Consider the following 15,729-nt stretch of genomic DNA (forward strand, 5'->3'; position numbering starts at 1 on the left):
CAATAATATATTTAAAAGATTAGCTAAAATAATCATATTTGTTAAAGCCAATATAGCTTAGTTAAATAAATAACAGCAATTAAGGTTAATATGATTATCAGAAAATATTAGGATTTATCACCAAGATGCTTCTATCTGATTATCTAAAATCTACAGATATTGAATTAATCCATAGTAAGTTAAAAAAACTCGCCATGACAAGCTTAACGCACATTCTTAATAATAACTACACCGAATTAGAGCTTAATACGAAGCAAGATATCCAAACACTAACTTTTCAAGAAAGTCTAAGTGTAATTTTAACGGGAGATTATACTGAACCTGTTTTTCAAATGTGCTTAAAAATTTATAAAGATGAAATGTATCTTGGTTATTATCACTATTTGACAACATTAGACCTTACCTTTGTTGATGAATTCTTTGTAATCAGATAGAATCAATTATTTGATTATATATCAATTAGATATTAAATTATGATGAAAAAATTACATTTATTAAGCTGCTGTCTTTGCCTGTTACTACCATTAAAAACGCAAGCTGTTGTTGTCAATGATGTGACAGGCATGACACCAGTACAAGTCGCGGCTATTGTTCAGCCTGAATCCACCCAACAAGTTGCTGAACTGGTTAAAAATGCCTCGGGTCCAATCAGTATAGCTGGTGGCAAATACAGCATGGGTGGACAAACTGCAATAACAGGGGCAATCCAGATAGATACCAAAAAACTTAACCATGTGATTGATTTTAATCCTGAACAAAAACTTTTAACCATTGAATCAGGTGCCAACTGGCGCCAAGTGCAAGAATTGATTGATCCTTACAACTTATCAGTGAAAATTATGCAAAGTTATGCCAATTTTAGCATTGGTGGATCACTCAGTGTTAATGTGCATGGTCGCTATATTGGGGAAGGCCCTATAATACTATCAGTAGAAAAATTCAAAATTGTACTGGCTGACGGCTCAATAGTCATCGCCAGCCCAAAAGAAAACTCAAATATATTTTATGGCGCAATTGGTGGTTATGGCGGTTTAGGAATTATTACTGAAGTCACATTGCAACTTGTTGATAATGTTAAAGTTAAGCGCATCAGCGAAGTCATGCCAATAACAAAATATTACTCGTATTTTACTCAACATATTCGTTCTGACAAAAGTGCAATATTCCACAACTCAGTAATGTATCCACCTGATTTTGAAACAGTCCGCGCCGTTACATTTAAACAAACTCAAGAGCCATTAACTATTTTAGACAGGTTAAAACCTAATACACAATACTCGCGGACTCAGGAACAAAAAATAAAAATCGTCACCTCATCAACTTTGGGCAAACAGTTGCGTAAATTATATGATGAAGTTGATTACACAAAACAACCTGTCATGTGGCGTAACTATGAAGCAAGCTACGATGTATCTAATTTAGAGCCTATTGCCAATAAAGACAAAAGTTACGCACTAGAAGAATATTTTATCCCAATAGAACGATTTGATGATTTTTACCCAGAACTCATTGCTATTTTGAAAAAACATCAAGCTAATGTCATCAATATTTCGATTCGTCATGCTAAGCCAGATAGTGGCTCGCTACTAGCATGGGCTAAAACTGAAGTGTTCGCTTTTGTTATTTATTATCAGCAAGCGACTGATGAAAACAGCAAAAAACAAGTAGGCATCTGGACTCGAGAACTAATAGACGCCGCACTAGCAAACAATGGTAGCTATTATTTACCCTATCAGTTGCATGCAACAGCTGAACAGTTTCAGCGTGCCTACCCACAAGCAGCACGTTTTTTTAAACTTAAAGCACAGTTAGACCCAAACAATAAATTCAGCAATATGATGTTAGATAAATATCACCCTAAAAAAGCTGAGTAAGCAACTGACAAAAGCAAAATAGCCTATTGCGGTATTGATGCTTAAACATAGACATAAGCTAAAATATTTTAACAACATTTATACGAATTTATTGAATTGATTAATGATAACGAATAATAAAGGAGGCCATTAGCCTCCTTATGCTACCACCAACTTTATACGATTTATTTTCCGCTCTTGGCCTTCCAACGTTTGAGTAATAATGCATTGGTAACCACACTCACACTACTTAACGCCATCGCTGCGCCAGCAATCATTGGGTTTAAATAACCTAGCGCCGCTAATGGAATACCAATCAAATTATAGACAAATGCCCAGAATAAATTCTGCCTGATTTTATTATAAGTTCGACGCGAAATATCAATCGCATCAGCGATTAAAAATAAATTGCCTCGCATCAGCGTAATACTTGCTGCATGCATTGCCACATCGGTGCCCGTTCCCATAGCAATACCGATATCGGCAGCAGCCAAAGCAGGCGCATCATTAATACCATCCCCGACCATAGCCACTTGATTATTGGCTTGTGTATAGCTTTCTTTCTGTAATTGATAGATATAATTTGCTTTGTCTTGAGGCAATACTTCAGCAATAACTCGATCAATAGCTAACTGATCACCGACATAATTTGCTGCTTTCTGATTATCACCAGTTAACATTACCGTATTAACATGTAGTTGATGAAGCGCATCAATTGCACTTTTGGCTTCATCTTTAATCGTATCAGCAAAGCCTAATACCGCCAAAATCACTACATTGCCTTCTAACTGTTGTTTAGCTAAAAATGAAACGGTATAACCTTTGTTAGTTAATTCGCTAATTTTATCATCCATATTCATAAAATAAGCGTTTAATGACTTCATCCAACGCAAACTTCCTAAATAATATTCGGTATTATCAAGGGTAGCCATTACACCTGAACCTGTTACTGAAGTCATATTTTGCGCATAACGAAACTTTCCTGCTTTACTTAAAATCGCCTTAGCTAGTGGATGCTCACTACCCGCTTGCAATGATGCAGCAATCGACAAAATTTGCTCGGGCGTCTCGCTGCTTATAATATCCATTTCGACTAATTCAGGTTTGCCCATGGTTAAAGTACCTGTTTTATCAAATGCGACCGTATTAATACTGTGCAGTGTTTCTAATGCTTCGGCATCTTTAAATAAAATACCATGACGAGCAGCTACTCCAGTACCCACCATAATGGCTGTTGGCGTTGCCAGCCCTAAAGCACATGGGCAAGCAATCACTAACACCGCAACACAATAAAGTAATGCTTGTTGCCAATCATGCGATATTATTCCCCATGCCAATAACGTAATAAGTGCAATTAATAAAATCATCGGCACAAAAATCGCACTAATGCGATCAACAATGCGTTGAATCGGCGCTTTTTTTGCCTGAGCTGATTCAACCATTTCGATAATCTTCGATAGTGTTGAATCGGCCAGAATGGCGGTCGCTTTAACAATCAATAATCCTTCACCGTTAATCGTGCCACCAGTAACTACATCGTTAACCATTTTATTGACAGGCAAACTCTCACCAGTTAACATCGACTCATCGCTACTTGATTCACCTTCTATCACAATGCCATCAACCGCGATACGATCACCAGGTTTAACAATAACAATATCACCAACTTTAACTTGGCTTATTGGTAAACTTACTTCCTGATCACCTCGCCTAACTAAGGCGATATCCGGCCTTAAAGCACAAAGTGCTTCAATCGCTTGTGTGGTCTGATGTTTAGCGCTTGACTCTAGCCATTTTCCCACCAAAATTAAGGTGATAATCACCACTGAAGACTCAAAATAAAGATGTTCAGTATTTCCCGTTATAAATTGATAAACTGACAGCCCATACGCCGCACTAGTGCCGATAGCAACCAGTAAATCCATATTGCCTGACAACGCTTTAACCGCATTAAAAGCACTTCGATAAAATTTTGCCCCCAAACCAAATTGCACTATAGATGCAATAACCAATTGCAACCAAGCTGGCATCATCAAATTCAAACCAAACAAAGCTAATAACATAGGGAAGACAAAAGGAATGGCAAAAATAATAGCAATAATAATTGGATATATAGATGATTGTCTTTTAGATTTTTTTTGCTTATCCGTTGATTCGGTAATTTCAACCGCATGATAACCAGCTTTATCCACTGCCGACATTAATGCTTCCAGCTTAACAGAAGCATTAGCATTAACCGTTGCTATTTCGGTAGCAAGGTTAACGCTAACATCAATCACACCATCTATTTTCTTGAGTGCCTTTTCAACGCGCCCAACGCAAGATGCACAGCTCATTTCTTCGACAATAAAATTGTATTGGACAGTTTTCATTCAAAGCATCCCCCACTTATTATTTATGTTATTGGCAATCTAGTATATACCTAAAATAAAAAAGGGTTCACGAAAATAAGCATAAAACAGCAGGGTAAGATTAACCCTGCTTTAGGAAAACAAAGGAAGGTTAATTACGAAGATTTTCTGGCCATTCGTTTTGGGTAGAAACCAATAAATCTTTAACAACACGAGGGTTACCCGCCACAATATTACCAGAAACCATATAGTTATTACCGCCTGCAAAATCAGTAACAACCCCACCAGCTTCGCGCAAAATAAGCTCACCGGCTGCGATATCCCACGGTTTTAAACCAATTTCAAAAAAACCATCTAAACGACCAGCAGCAACATAAGCAAGATCTAACGCAGCCGAGCCAGCACGGCGAAAATCACCGCATTTAACAAACAATTTTTGTAAAACAGTAAAATAGCTATCGCTGTATTGTTTCGCTTTAAATGGGAACGCAGTAGCAAGCACACTGCCCTCCAAATCCTTGGCATTACTAACACGAATACGATAACCATTAAGCTGAGCACCTTTACCACGAGCGGCGGTAAACAACTCATTACTCATTGGGTTATAAACCACAGCAATTTCGGTTTTACCTTTAACTCGGGCAGCGATTGACACAGCAAAATGCGGAATATTTTTGATAAAATTAGTCGTACCATCAATTGGATCGATTATCCACTGCGTATCAGCATCATTCCCTTTCGCCAAACCACTTTCTTCAGCAATAATAGTATGATCAGGGTAAGCTTTTTTGATTGTCTCAATAATCAAAGCTTCAGCTGCACGATCAGCATTAGTAGCAAAATCATTAGTGCCTTTGGCTTCAATCTCGATTGAACTTGGGTTTTCATAAGCCTTAATGGCAACATTCCCTGCTTTACGAGCAGCACGGATAGCGATATTCAGCATCGGATGCATAGTTTTCTTCCAATTGATGATGTTAAAGAACGGGGGATGAATCAATATGATTATTGATCATCGTATTAAACCTTTATCCCGTTAGTATAAAGGTTTTACAGCATCTTTGCCAGCCTGTGTTTGTATTGATAGGTAAAATCCACACAAGCTAATCCTTAGGAGTATTTGTAATGGTGGCCTTTTCGTGTATATTTTAGATGTGCTTTGCCATCAGGCATAAAATAAGTTCCATACTTAACTAGCCCTCCTTCTTTAAAATAACAAACAAGTTCATATCCAAGCACCATTGTATCATTACTTTCTTCAGCAATGTTAACCTCGATCGATGCAAGTCTTGGTTCATACTTTAACAATGCTTGTTCAATCGCTCTCATTAAAACATAAGCTGATGATGGCAAAGCCTGAAAGATTGTTGACATGTCAGGTAATCCATAGTCTGGCAAGTGCTTTATAGCACCAGCTCGGCTATTTAAAATACGTTCGATATTATCCATCACGCTGATAATTGTTTGTTCATTTTCAGCCACATCATCAACTGCTATACCTGATTGAAAATAACCATAAAGTTGGTCATACAACGATGCACCCATTTATTTTTCATCCACCAATTTGATTGTATATTGACTTGCTATTATTTCGCGTGGCTTTGTAATGTTTAAATCTCCTCGTTTTAAAACAAGTCGCCAATTATCTTCATTTAAGTTTGGCTCTTTATAAAGAGCTGCAATACCAACCGCTTTGGCCTTTTGATCAAATGAAACATCAATGGAACTAGCAGTATTTGGTTTTAATACAATTTCTTTACTTTCAATCATCGACTCTTTTAATGCATCACTATCTTGCTCAACTATTTCTTGATAAGAAACACTATTAAAAGCATCAGTTTCTTTTAATTGATAAATACGAATCACAACAGGTGAAGAGTGACCATCATCATCCATATTTAATTCAGATCTTGCTGTAATATCTAAATGTAATGTTCTCACATCCCATGTAAAAATAGAGTTACTTAAATCAGCAGCCTTTTCCGAGACTCTTTGTGCTATACCACAACCTGTTAGCCATATAGTTAATAAAATAGCAATCAATATATTCATTATTCTCATATTTATTTCCTTTCTTTATATTATGCTGCATAACTAATTCCAGAATAATACCCTAAATTTATAGCGACTTCATCTGGAACCGATTTAGCATTTACTGTTTTTTTATTAAATGATGCTGTTTGTCCTAATCGACTATTTTTAGATACCAATTGACTACGAGGTAAAAATTGGCGTTGAATATAGAGTGTCATTTTAGCATCAACTTGATAACCTAAATAAGCGCGTAACAAAGCCAACAGGTCGCGATATAGTTGCCCTCCAGGAAGTAAATCTGCAATTTGGTTTTCGTGTTGCGGCGTAATTGCGATATGAACGGTTTGATTGCACTCTTTAAAGCGAGATCCTAATATAGCACCACCATCTAAAGCTGCTCTTTGTCTCCCTTTGCTTCCTAGCCGAGCAGGATTATCAATTGATTGCCAGACAGGAAAAAACTCACTTACAACAACTTTTGCATCATTGACTAATACACGAACTAACCCGACTATTCCTTCTGCGGTGCGCGTTTTTTGTGTAATTAAACCTAATAATGCTAAAAAACGCGATGATGGGGTACCAACTTGTTCTGTTGCCCCTTTTATACCGAATCCTGTTAATCCAAGTAAAGATAGTGATATTGGATCTTTTCCACCATCTAAAAAGCTTGCTGGGTAATGATATTTCAACCAAATTCGATAAAACTGCGTTATTATACGATGGTTAAATATATCTAAAAAGTCTGTCATAGCTTGGTAATTTTCTTCACGACGAATAATATTATCAAGTAAACCTAGTGGTAATACTGCATCAACACCGTACAAACCTAAAAATCGAGTTCTAACTGTGGCTGGCCGATTAATATAAGGCGCTCTCTCTATATATTTAAGCTCACTTGCAGGAAAAGACATGTCTATTGATGGCGCAAAACGCAAAGGATCCGCTACTGGCGTTTCATGTTTACCCAACACCGGCCCATCTGCATAAATTTGTTCAATTAACTGACAAAAACGGTAAAAATTCAATTTTGGCAGTTGTTTTTCAAGCGCCTGCATTAAAGGGCTGTTTTCGATGCTTTGCTGTGATGCCATACAATTTTATTTCCTGTTGGTAAAAGAATAATCACTAATTGTGTAAATAAGTTAACATCGGCATATAATGCAAAAAACTGGTGTAACAACTCACCAAAAAGCATCACATCACCTTCACCTGTAAACTGGTAACTGTTAATTGTCACCTCAATTTCTATTCCTCGCTGTAACATCCCTTTTTCAATACGTTTAATCATTCGGTGGGATACTTCTACTATCCCCTCTAAACGCCGACGATTTAATTCGTTATCGGTCCAATCATACAAAGCAAGTGTCCCACGTAACACTTCGGCATTCATTAATGACAAATAATTAGGTGCTAAATGAGATAATACTCGCCAATAAAAACGATCTTCTGTTGGTGGATAGCAAGGTAATGTTGGAGAACATAAATTCTGTACTTTAGATATGCTGTTTTGAGAATAGCACAGCTCATGAATTCGAGCATTACGTAATGCTTTACGTGGTAACATACCGTTAGTACCCGTTACTCGTAATGATAACGTTTCGGCCTCAAGCTCCTCATCTTTACCCCAAGTTTTGCCCCCCAAAATTAACCAAGTATCATGCAAACCTGATGCACCTTTACGAACTCGAGTATGATAATACCTTTCTGGTGCATCATGTCGTAACATACCACCTCGATGTTTAAAACTGGTAAAAGGCACATAATGGTAACGTCCATTACGAGTGATAGCTTCTACATGTTCGACAGAATGAATCTCAACATGCCCATCTTGGAGCAATAATGGGCGAAGCAGATATTCACTTTCTAATTGGTTAACAACAATAGGATCAGCTTCCATCTCAAACAAATTAATGACAGGTACACAATGCAGACGAATATTACCATGGTCAAAAGGCATATCACTTGGCCAAGCTTGGTTAAGCAATAGTTCAATGTCTATGTAGCTACACTCTTTCGAGAGCTCACAAGCATTTAACCCATGCAAATCAACAAACATAAATTTTTCGCGAAAAGCAAAATACTCTAATAAAAGTTGATATCCAGCAAAAGCATTATCGGGTTTTAGCCACAATCGCTCATCTTCACCAAAACCAACAGGTGTTATTTTTCCTTGGAAATTTATACGCTCTCCCGGTCGATTTGCATAACGAAAATGTGTTGATGCAACTTGTTGGGTTAACATGTAATGTAATGTTGATGCAATTGGCCCATCAGCATTCAAATATAATCTTAGTTGAGATAAGTCAAGTTGTTCAAAATCGGCTAACGCACTAAAACTTAGGCGAAGCGTAATCATACTACGGCCATCATGATGGATGCCAAGTTTGGCTTGGCTGATGTTCATAGGTTGTAGCTTCACCGCTTGCGTCGTACGATATGGGCATCTTGTGCCCGTCGGGCCAAGTGGCTCTGTTTGCACTTGCAACCCCATCGGGATAACTTCAGGGCGAGATAAAGACTCATAATTTGGCGTCAACTCAATAATAGATAATGACGGAATCAGCCGTAAATAGTGAGGCCAAAGTAAGCTAACTAAGCTTTCGGTAAGTTCAGGCAAATCATCATCAATCTTCTGGCGTAATCGCCCCGTTAAAAAGGCAAAACCTTCAAATAATCGCTCCACATAAGGATCGCGATCACCAACTCGATCTAAATTAAGTTGGCTTGCTCTATCAGGATGAATTTTAGCAAACTCTTTTCCAGCTTCTCGCAAGTAGCGCATTTCAGATTCGTAATAACGTAAAATTAGATCATCCATTATTTATCTCTTTATTTTCATATTCGTTAGTTTGATTATTTTTTATAGTTTATAAAATTACATCATACTTAATGCTCTAGCTGGATCGAGTTCGGTTAGCTCTTGCTGTAACAACTCTCTTAACTCCAATAAATGTGGCTTTATTATCTCTTTGGATTTATTTTTTTGCTTAATTAAACGCAATAAACATCGCTTAACATCAAATAATAATTCCTGCTCCCATTGTAATAAAGTTAAAGACTGCTGTTGATTATTTAGCCCAATTAATAAGTTTAATGCAATATCTTGTTTACCAAGCTGTTCTGCCACTCTCGCCTGAGTATAGCGCAACAAATATCGTTGTTTAGGAGAGCGCAGTAATGGCAAATTTTGTAGCCAATAAAATGCTTTTTCTAAGTTTTCAGCATGAGCAAGCTCAAGAGCTTGTTTTTCAATTTCGTTCCAATCATTCTCGCCAGATACAGCTATAGGTACCATGCTGTCACCTTCATCTAAATGATGAATGCGAGCATTATTTGCAATCCAGTTTAATGTTTCATCGTCAGCAAATGGCATACCATTTTCAAAAAATAGGCGCTCAATACCATTTAGCCGTTCTAACATTAAACCAATGTCCGTTAAATAAATATCAGCCCATGATTGATAAGGCTCTCCCATTTTTTGTAGCGACATTACCGTTGCTCGTTGCAAGTCTAACCAGAAATGGTTAGCACTTTCCATAAAAGCCGCTTCAACACGCTCAAAAAGTTCTGTCCACTGTTGTTGAAGAATTAAACGGCTAATATGTTGTTTAAGCTCTGTTCTTGGTGCTGGTAATCGCGTTTTTCCTCTATGATCAGCGGGCGGCAAATCAATAACCGTATCCCACCTAAGCACTCGTAAAAAACGACCAGCAGCAAGGTACCCTTCTGGTTTTTCACGTAAAAAAGAGGCCATTTTACGAGCCTGATCGAGTACATCACGTTGAGAGCTGATCTTTATTTCGGTTATATTTTTAGCTGGTTCTTGCTGCGGAGAAGAAACCGGCGTAGCTGAAGCTGTATTTTCTACACTGGAATGTTTAACCGATTGATTTATACCACTATTAAAAAAGTGAACTAATGCAGATAAGTTAGGAGGATCGATAGATTGATCAGGATTATCGCTAACAAATAACTTTTGGCAGCAATGATCAATTTGATTTAATGCAACAATAATACGCGTCAAACAATGCTCAGATAAAGGTTGCAAGTGAGTAAGCTGATCAATAAATTTTGCATTAGCAAGCCATTCTATCGCGTTTTTACGGATATTTTGCCGTGAAGGATAAATTGATGAGCCAAATTTATCTAATAATCCAGCTAACAGCTCAACACCATCAGCAAACCCCTCAGCACCATCTATATATAAACGAGCCAAACAATAATAAGTTACAACACGGATATCTTTACTATGTTGTTTTAATATTGTTTCACTTTCCGTAACAATCAGAGAGTAATCAATCCCTGATAATTTTGTGATCTCTTCTTTAATATTTTGAAACGTATCGTGATATGTTAGGTCTTCTCCTGTAGGCTTATCGGGCGTAATTGGCTGTAACCAATTATCCCAATGTTGATTTAATTCTACTTTCACTGACTCATTAGGAGCTTGTTGCCCCAAAAAACGGCTTAGTAATTGGCTAAACATAATAATAATCCAACATTTTATTTTAATTAATCGTTATTCAAATACCGTTTTCGGTAAAGTAAAATTACGCAACTTCAATAATGTTAATGGCCCACCACCTAACTGAGTACGTAAAATGAATTTTAACTTACGGTGATCAGGCGTTTTCCAAATAAGTTCATAGCGACTTGAATCTAACGGTTTAACAGATGCAGACTCAAGCAAACGGATCCATGCCCAATCACCACCATGATATTGATAAAGTCGTAGCCCTGAGGTATCGCTACTCCAGCTTAATTGTGAGTAAGATGAGTATCCATCACCAGGCCAATTGAAGCGCTTCCATGTAGGGGTTTGATTAAAATAATCTATTTTTTGTTTGTTAATCAGCAATTCAGTCCGCGCAATTTTGTTACCACTCCGTGGCATCAGATCAAATGACAAAGCCACATCCCCTGTTGCAAGTAATTCTGCCGATATTTCATTAAATAATTTTAATGTATCAAGAAATTTAGGCGAAAAATTAAGGCCTTGAGCATTTACAGAGTTAACAACCCAGCTTCCCCCTTTCTTTTCTAATACGCCACTTAGTTCACTGGTAATAAAATTATCAATAAGGCCTGTATCGGCACGCAAAAAACGTGCAAGTTCAGCTAATGATGCCTCGTTACCACTATTTTTAAAAGGATAACGCCCTGCAAAAGATTTTTCCCATTGGCTAACAATATAATTTTGCCAAACCTCATTAAAGCTATTGGCTGCGGGTGCTAACACCACTTGCCAAGATTGTTCTAATGGTTGTTTAAATAGGCTATAACCAAATCCTGACCACTCTTCACCTAAATTAGCAGCAATTAAATTGCCATAATCTCGTGTTTCGGTTAAATCAATTGAAGTACCTTTAAAAACACTTTTTGCTAATCCTTGCATCATGGCCTGAGGGTCGGCACTATTAGCTATATTTTGTAATTTTAAGCGAACTTGTGTAATACGTAATAAGTAAGTTTGTAAAGAAAGCCCATCGGTATTTTTACTATTAAGCAAGCTAGTAACCGGTGAAAATGTAGCAGTTAACGGCCCTGACGCTTCGTTATTTATCGGTAATCCTGTTTTTGATTTATTCCCAATCAGTTCTTGCGCTGAACGAATTAAGTTATCTGATAACCCGTCCCCCGAATACGCCACTTCAGACTGATATTTGACCACATTAATTAGAGCAATTAAAGGGGACTGCCGAGTATCAGCAAGTAAGGTAAGTTGTTCAATAACATCTGAAACATTATTAGATGAATGCCATTGTATCGTATTTAGAAAATATTGCCATGCAGCACCATACTCACTAAAATACCGATCGGTAAGTTGTTTTTTTAACGTATCAGGAGAAATCGAAGCAGTTAAATCGCTTTCTCCATCACTCAACACCCAGTCAATTTGTTCTTTGCGATATTTTGCCATTTCAGCAATTTCGCTTTTAATGGTGTCATCCCAAGCTTTGCGGGTATAAACGCCGGGTATTTCAACATCGGTTGAAAACAGCATTTGGCTGTCTAAGCCTTCAAGTAACTGATTCAAATTTTGATTTGCATAATGTTGGCTCGCTCGCTGAATCAATTCTTGATAAAGAGTATTAAGTGCATTTTGCACACCAATTTTATTAATTAAAATTTGCCTAACATCTTTAACTAAACGCGCATCATTATTTTGTGCCCAATTAGGGTGTAGGTTAAGCATTTGCCCCCAAAAGCGAACTAAGTCGGGCATCAACCTTTGCCAATCACCATCACTCACACCTTCTGGCGTACGCCATTTTTTTGTGGCAAATTCACTCAAATAAAGCCCATCGCTCTTATCTGGGCGACCCATCATTAAATAGGCTTTTAACACATCATATGCTGAATCGACCAATTTTTCCCTTCTAGAATCACCAGGCGGTAATTCGGTTAATAAAGTCAAATAGTCAGTCATGATATTATGAAGTGGCGTTGCAATATTACGTGAGTTAGTTGCACGATAGGTAAGCCACATTCTTTTAAGCACTTCGTCATTATGATTTAAACCAAAACGATAAAATAAAGGAGCGCCTTTTTCTTGGCGATAAAGTAACTGTTCTAGATGTTGTTGTAACTGATGCTGTATCTGTAACCGTGAGGTATAATCTTTCTTAATCGAACCGTCCGCTTGCTTTACAAGCTCAAAACTATCATCAATGAGAGATGCATTTCGAAAATATGAAGTACATAGTGCTATACACATTATCCCCATAAATGAAATTACAGCATAACAGGACCAAATATCCCATTGTATCCCCATTCGCCGACCCATTTGTGCGTTGGCATCATCTCGAATAGATTGCCATGTCGGAGTCATTGCTAAGGAATGTTCAAAAATAGACGTTTCTTCATGGGTCTGTGATTGGTGAGGAGTAAAAAAAAGCCCACGAACATTCGGAGAATAAGGAAAGGAAATCAAAGAAGTCAAATAACGCTTAATATTAGAAATATCGCGCTTAACCAAGTCTTGGCTTAATTTGAGTAAAAACGAATAATTGGTATTATCTTTGATTTGTCTCACGCCTCGTTGGCTGCATTCTTGAGCTAATTGATTAAGAGATACAACAACCGGCTCCATTGCCTCTTGTTTTAATTCAGTAAAAAGCAAACCAACACTTTGTTCTATTCGCCCTTTTTGTGACCATTGGCTTTGTTGCCCTGCAACTAAATAAAGTGGCGCACACCATTTTAAAGCCTTTTTGCGAGCTTGTAATTTTAGTACAGCCTTTTCGAGCAATAATTGTTGCCGGCGATTATTATCAAGGTACTGTTTAGGTGTAACCCAAACAACAGCATCTATTGGTTTAGTAAAAAATGGCAAAATACGCGAAAAATGCTTTTTTAAGGCTTGCAACCACGGTATATTTGGCTCATCTTGAATATCACCACCGTATACCATTAACGTATTATCGCACAACTGCCACTGATCTTTTGGTAAATTAGGTAACAAAAGCTCAACGTCGGAATGAAAACCTAATACTAAACATTTGCAAATTTTATAACGCCAAAATGGTCCTAAACGATATCTACACTGTTTTTTAATATCCAAAAATTCAGCAAATGGCTGTGGCTCTTTTGGTTTTTTATTTTTGACGGGATTGAGAGATTCACGCTTAGTTTTGTCTTTTGCCCACAATTTATAGCTATTTGTAATAAGAATAGGGGTTAGCAGTAAACCAAATAACAATAACATCCCTTGTATCCATAATTGAGATTTTTCTCTTACTGTTGCATAGCCAAACCAATCCCCCCAAAAAAAGAGCCCTAACGCTAACAATAGTGCAATCAATAATATAATAAAAATTAAGCCAATCCATTTCCATTTATTTTTCATTTACGACTCCCTATCTATTGTTGTCACAACTGAAAATAACCATTGATTATGGTTCATTGCAGCAATTAAATTATTTTGTTTTGTTTTAGTTACCATTTCACATGCCAATACCAATGAAAGCCAATAAGATAGCTCAGTTTGATTACCAGCAATATTTTCTAAGTGATACATCAGTTCAGGAGATATATCCCATTCCGCCAACTGTTTAGCAACATTAACTTCTTGTTTTTTATCTAAATTAGAAAACCAAAGTTGTTTTACCTGATGAATTACTGATTGCATTTCAGCCATCTGCTGAATGCCTATCGGCATATCTTGAGTTATCATAGGTCGTAAAATTTCGTTTTTGCCAATATCAATAGCTAAATCTTGATAGTATTTTTTATCAGTAAATAAAAAAGCACATATGAAAGCAGAACCCGATGAGCCAGTATTATTGATAATGATTAATTGTATGGAGGATTGAGGGCTTTCTATCCGCTCAATTAACTTGTCAGTATCTACTTGACTCATAATCTGATAAGACATCGTATAAGGTTGTTTAATTTTTGCATTTTTATAAGCAACATCGATATCTTTTTCAGAAAGACCATATGATTCAGGTGACGAGTAAACGATAATATTGATAAATTCTTTCGGAGAAAGTAAAGATAATACATCTTGCATTGAAGAAAATAAGCTTTCAACACATCCAGTCATATCAAAATCATCATTAAAAATTAACGGTTTATTTGCATGAGAAGTCAGATTTTGGCTATTCTCCATAATATCGTCTATGCTGATTTTACTCGGTAAAGCATAAAAACTATTAAGAACAATTAATGATTGCATTGCCCACTCTTGCCAATTTTGTTCAATTTGTTTTTGTTCAAGTTGCCATATTTCATATTCTTCTTGCGCAAGACCATAAAGATAAAACCGAACACTAACAGCAATGCTTCCTATTGCTGCCGAAATAAATGCAATACTTAACCAAAACGTCCATTGCAAAAAAGAGTTTTTATCAGGCCACATTAATGCAAGCACAATGCCTGTAATGAGAATTAATAGGATAAAAAAGAATAACCATCTTCCAAGATGTAATGCTTTTGGTGCTTCTAGCGGATCAATAACAGTAGGTTTAGGCCAAGACATAATATTTATTCCATTACCGCTGAGCTAATTGTAGAAAGCACTTTACAGCCACATTCACATAAACATTGATCAATAACTACAGCTTTACCATCAAAAAGGCTCATTTTAGCCCCTTCGATAATTTTATTTATACCATGTCCCTTTTTAGGGCAACTTACAAGATCACCAATTAAAGCAACTGGTTTGCCTTCAATGATTGCCGTTGAAGATGCAGATATTACAGACCCACCATGTGTTGTTGGGTCACCTAATCGAACCACATTTTTTCCCATTGTTTTTATTCCTTAATTTTTTATGTTTGTTACTAACACGATTATTGATTTATATGTAACATGTTAGGTTTGACTAAATTATAACTTCATATGACAAATTTCTATACCATTGTTTTTCAAAAAATCATCGCCTAGAACAGATAAAGCCAGATAGGTTGGCTATTTATGCCATGATCACATCTTTGCTTACTCTTCTATTTTATTTAATAATTTAAACACTCATATCTGTATAA

The 15,729-nt window shown here is 36.8% G+C and carries 12 protein-coding genes; 2 read left to right on the top strand and 10 right to left on the bottom strand.

All coding sequences use genetic code 11. The annotated features are described in order from the left end of the window. Positions 1–125 precede the first annotated feature (125 nt). Both A9G28_RS01525 and A9G28_RS01530 read left to right on the top strand, forming a co-directional pair. Complete coding sequence (locus A9G28_RS01525; RefSeq protein WP_065579544.1) at positions 126–434, top strand: hypothetical protein; 309 nt, start codon at positions 126–128, stop codon at positions 432–434. Between the two features lie 39 nt (positions 435–473). Next, positions 474–1,874: an FAD-binding oxidoreductase gene (locus tag A9G28_RS01530; RefSeq protein WP_141673647.1), complete on the top strand. Its 1,401-nt coding sequence runs from the start codon at positions 474–476 to the stop codon at positions 1,872–1,874. A gap of 164 nt (positions 1,875–2,038) precedes the next feature. Here the strand turns inward: A9G28_RS01530 and A9G28_RS01535 are convergent, their stop codons facing one another. The 10 genes from A9G28_RS01535 to A9G28_RS01580 all read right to left on the bottom strand — a co-directional run bounded on the left by A9G28_RS01535 (position 2,039) and on the right by A9G28_RS01580 (position 15,496). Further along, positions 2,039–4,225 (bottom strand): heavy metal translocating P-type ATPase, encoded by a 2,187-nt coding sequence (locus A9G28_RS01535; RefSeq protein WP_065579545.1) that lies wholly within the window; start codon positions 4,223–4,225, stop codon positions 2,039–2,041. 130 nt (positions 4,226–4,355) lie between these two features. Then, the gene (suhB, locus tag A9G28_RS01540) at positions 4,356–5,159 is read right to left on the bottom strand and encodes an inositol-1-monophosphatase (protein ID WP_065579546.1); all 804 of its coding nucleotides are present in this window, start codon (positions 5,157–5,159) and stop codon (positions 4,356–4,358) included. Positions 5,160–5,314: 155 nt separating this feature from the next. Next, positions 5,315–5,749: a type VI secretion system baseplate subunit TssE gene (gene tssE, locus A9G28_RS01545; protein ID WP_065567179.1), complete on the bottom strand. Its 435-nt coding sequence runs from the start codon at positions 5,747–5,749 to the stop codon at positions 5,315–5,317. Next, positions 5,750–6,265 (bottom strand): type VI secretion system lipoprotein TssJ, encoded by a 516-nt coding sequence (gene tssJ / locus A9G28_RS01550; RefSeq protein ID WP_065567180.1) that lies wholly within the window; start codon positions 6,263–6,265, stop codon positions 5,750–5,752. 20 nt (positions 6,266–6,285) lie between these two features. Further along, on the bottom strand, positions 6,286–7,332 hold the full coding sequence (gene tssG, locus A9G28_RS01555) for a type VI secretion system baseplate subunit TssG (protein WP_065579547.1): 1,047 nt from the start codon (positions 7,330–7,332) through the stop codon (positions 6,286–6,288). Then, positions 7,296–9,059, bottom strand: a complete 1,764-nt coding sequence (tssF, locus tag A9G28_RS01560; protein WP_065579548.1) for a type VI secretion system baseplate subunit TssF — start codon at positions 9,057–9,059, stop codon at positions 7,296–7,298. The genes tssG and tssF overlap by 37 nt, the downstream gene beginning before the upstream one ends. 57 nt (positions 9,060–9,116) lie before the next feature. Continuing rightward, positions 9,117–10,727, bottom strand: coding sequence for a type VI secretion system protein TssA (tssA, locus tag A9G28_RS01565; protein ID WP_065579549.1), 1,611 nt, complete (start codon positions 10,725–10,727; stop codon positions 9,117–9,119). A gap of 33 nt (positions 10,728–10,760) precedes the next feature. Next, positions 10,761–14,090 (bottom strand): ImcF-related family protein, encoded by a 3,330-nt coding sequence (locus tag A9G28_RS01570; protein WP_065579550.1) that lies wholly within the window; start codon positions 14,088–14,090, stop codon positions 10,761–10,763. Next, the gene (locus tag A9G28_RS01575) at positions 14,091–15,224 is read right to left on the bottom strand and encodes a hypothetical protein (protein ID WP_065579551.1); all 1,134 of its coding nucleotides are present in this window, start codon (positions 15,222–15,224) and stop codon (positions 14,091–14,093) included. A 5-nt stretch (positions 15,225–15,229) separates the two neighbouring features. Next, a complete protein-coding gene (locus A9G28_RS01580) occupies positions 15,230–15,496 on the bottom strand; it encodes a PAAR domain-containing protein (RefSeq protein ID WP_065567186.1) in 267 nt (88 codons plus the stop codon). Between the last annotated feature and the right edge of the window lie 233 nt (positions 15,497–15,729).

The sequence above is a fragment of the Gilliamella sp. Fer1-1 genome (assembly GCF_001690825.1).
GTDB classification, from domain to species: Bacteria; Pseudomonadota; Gammaproteobacteria; order Enterobacterales; family Orbaceae; genus Gilliamella; species Gilliamella apicola_C.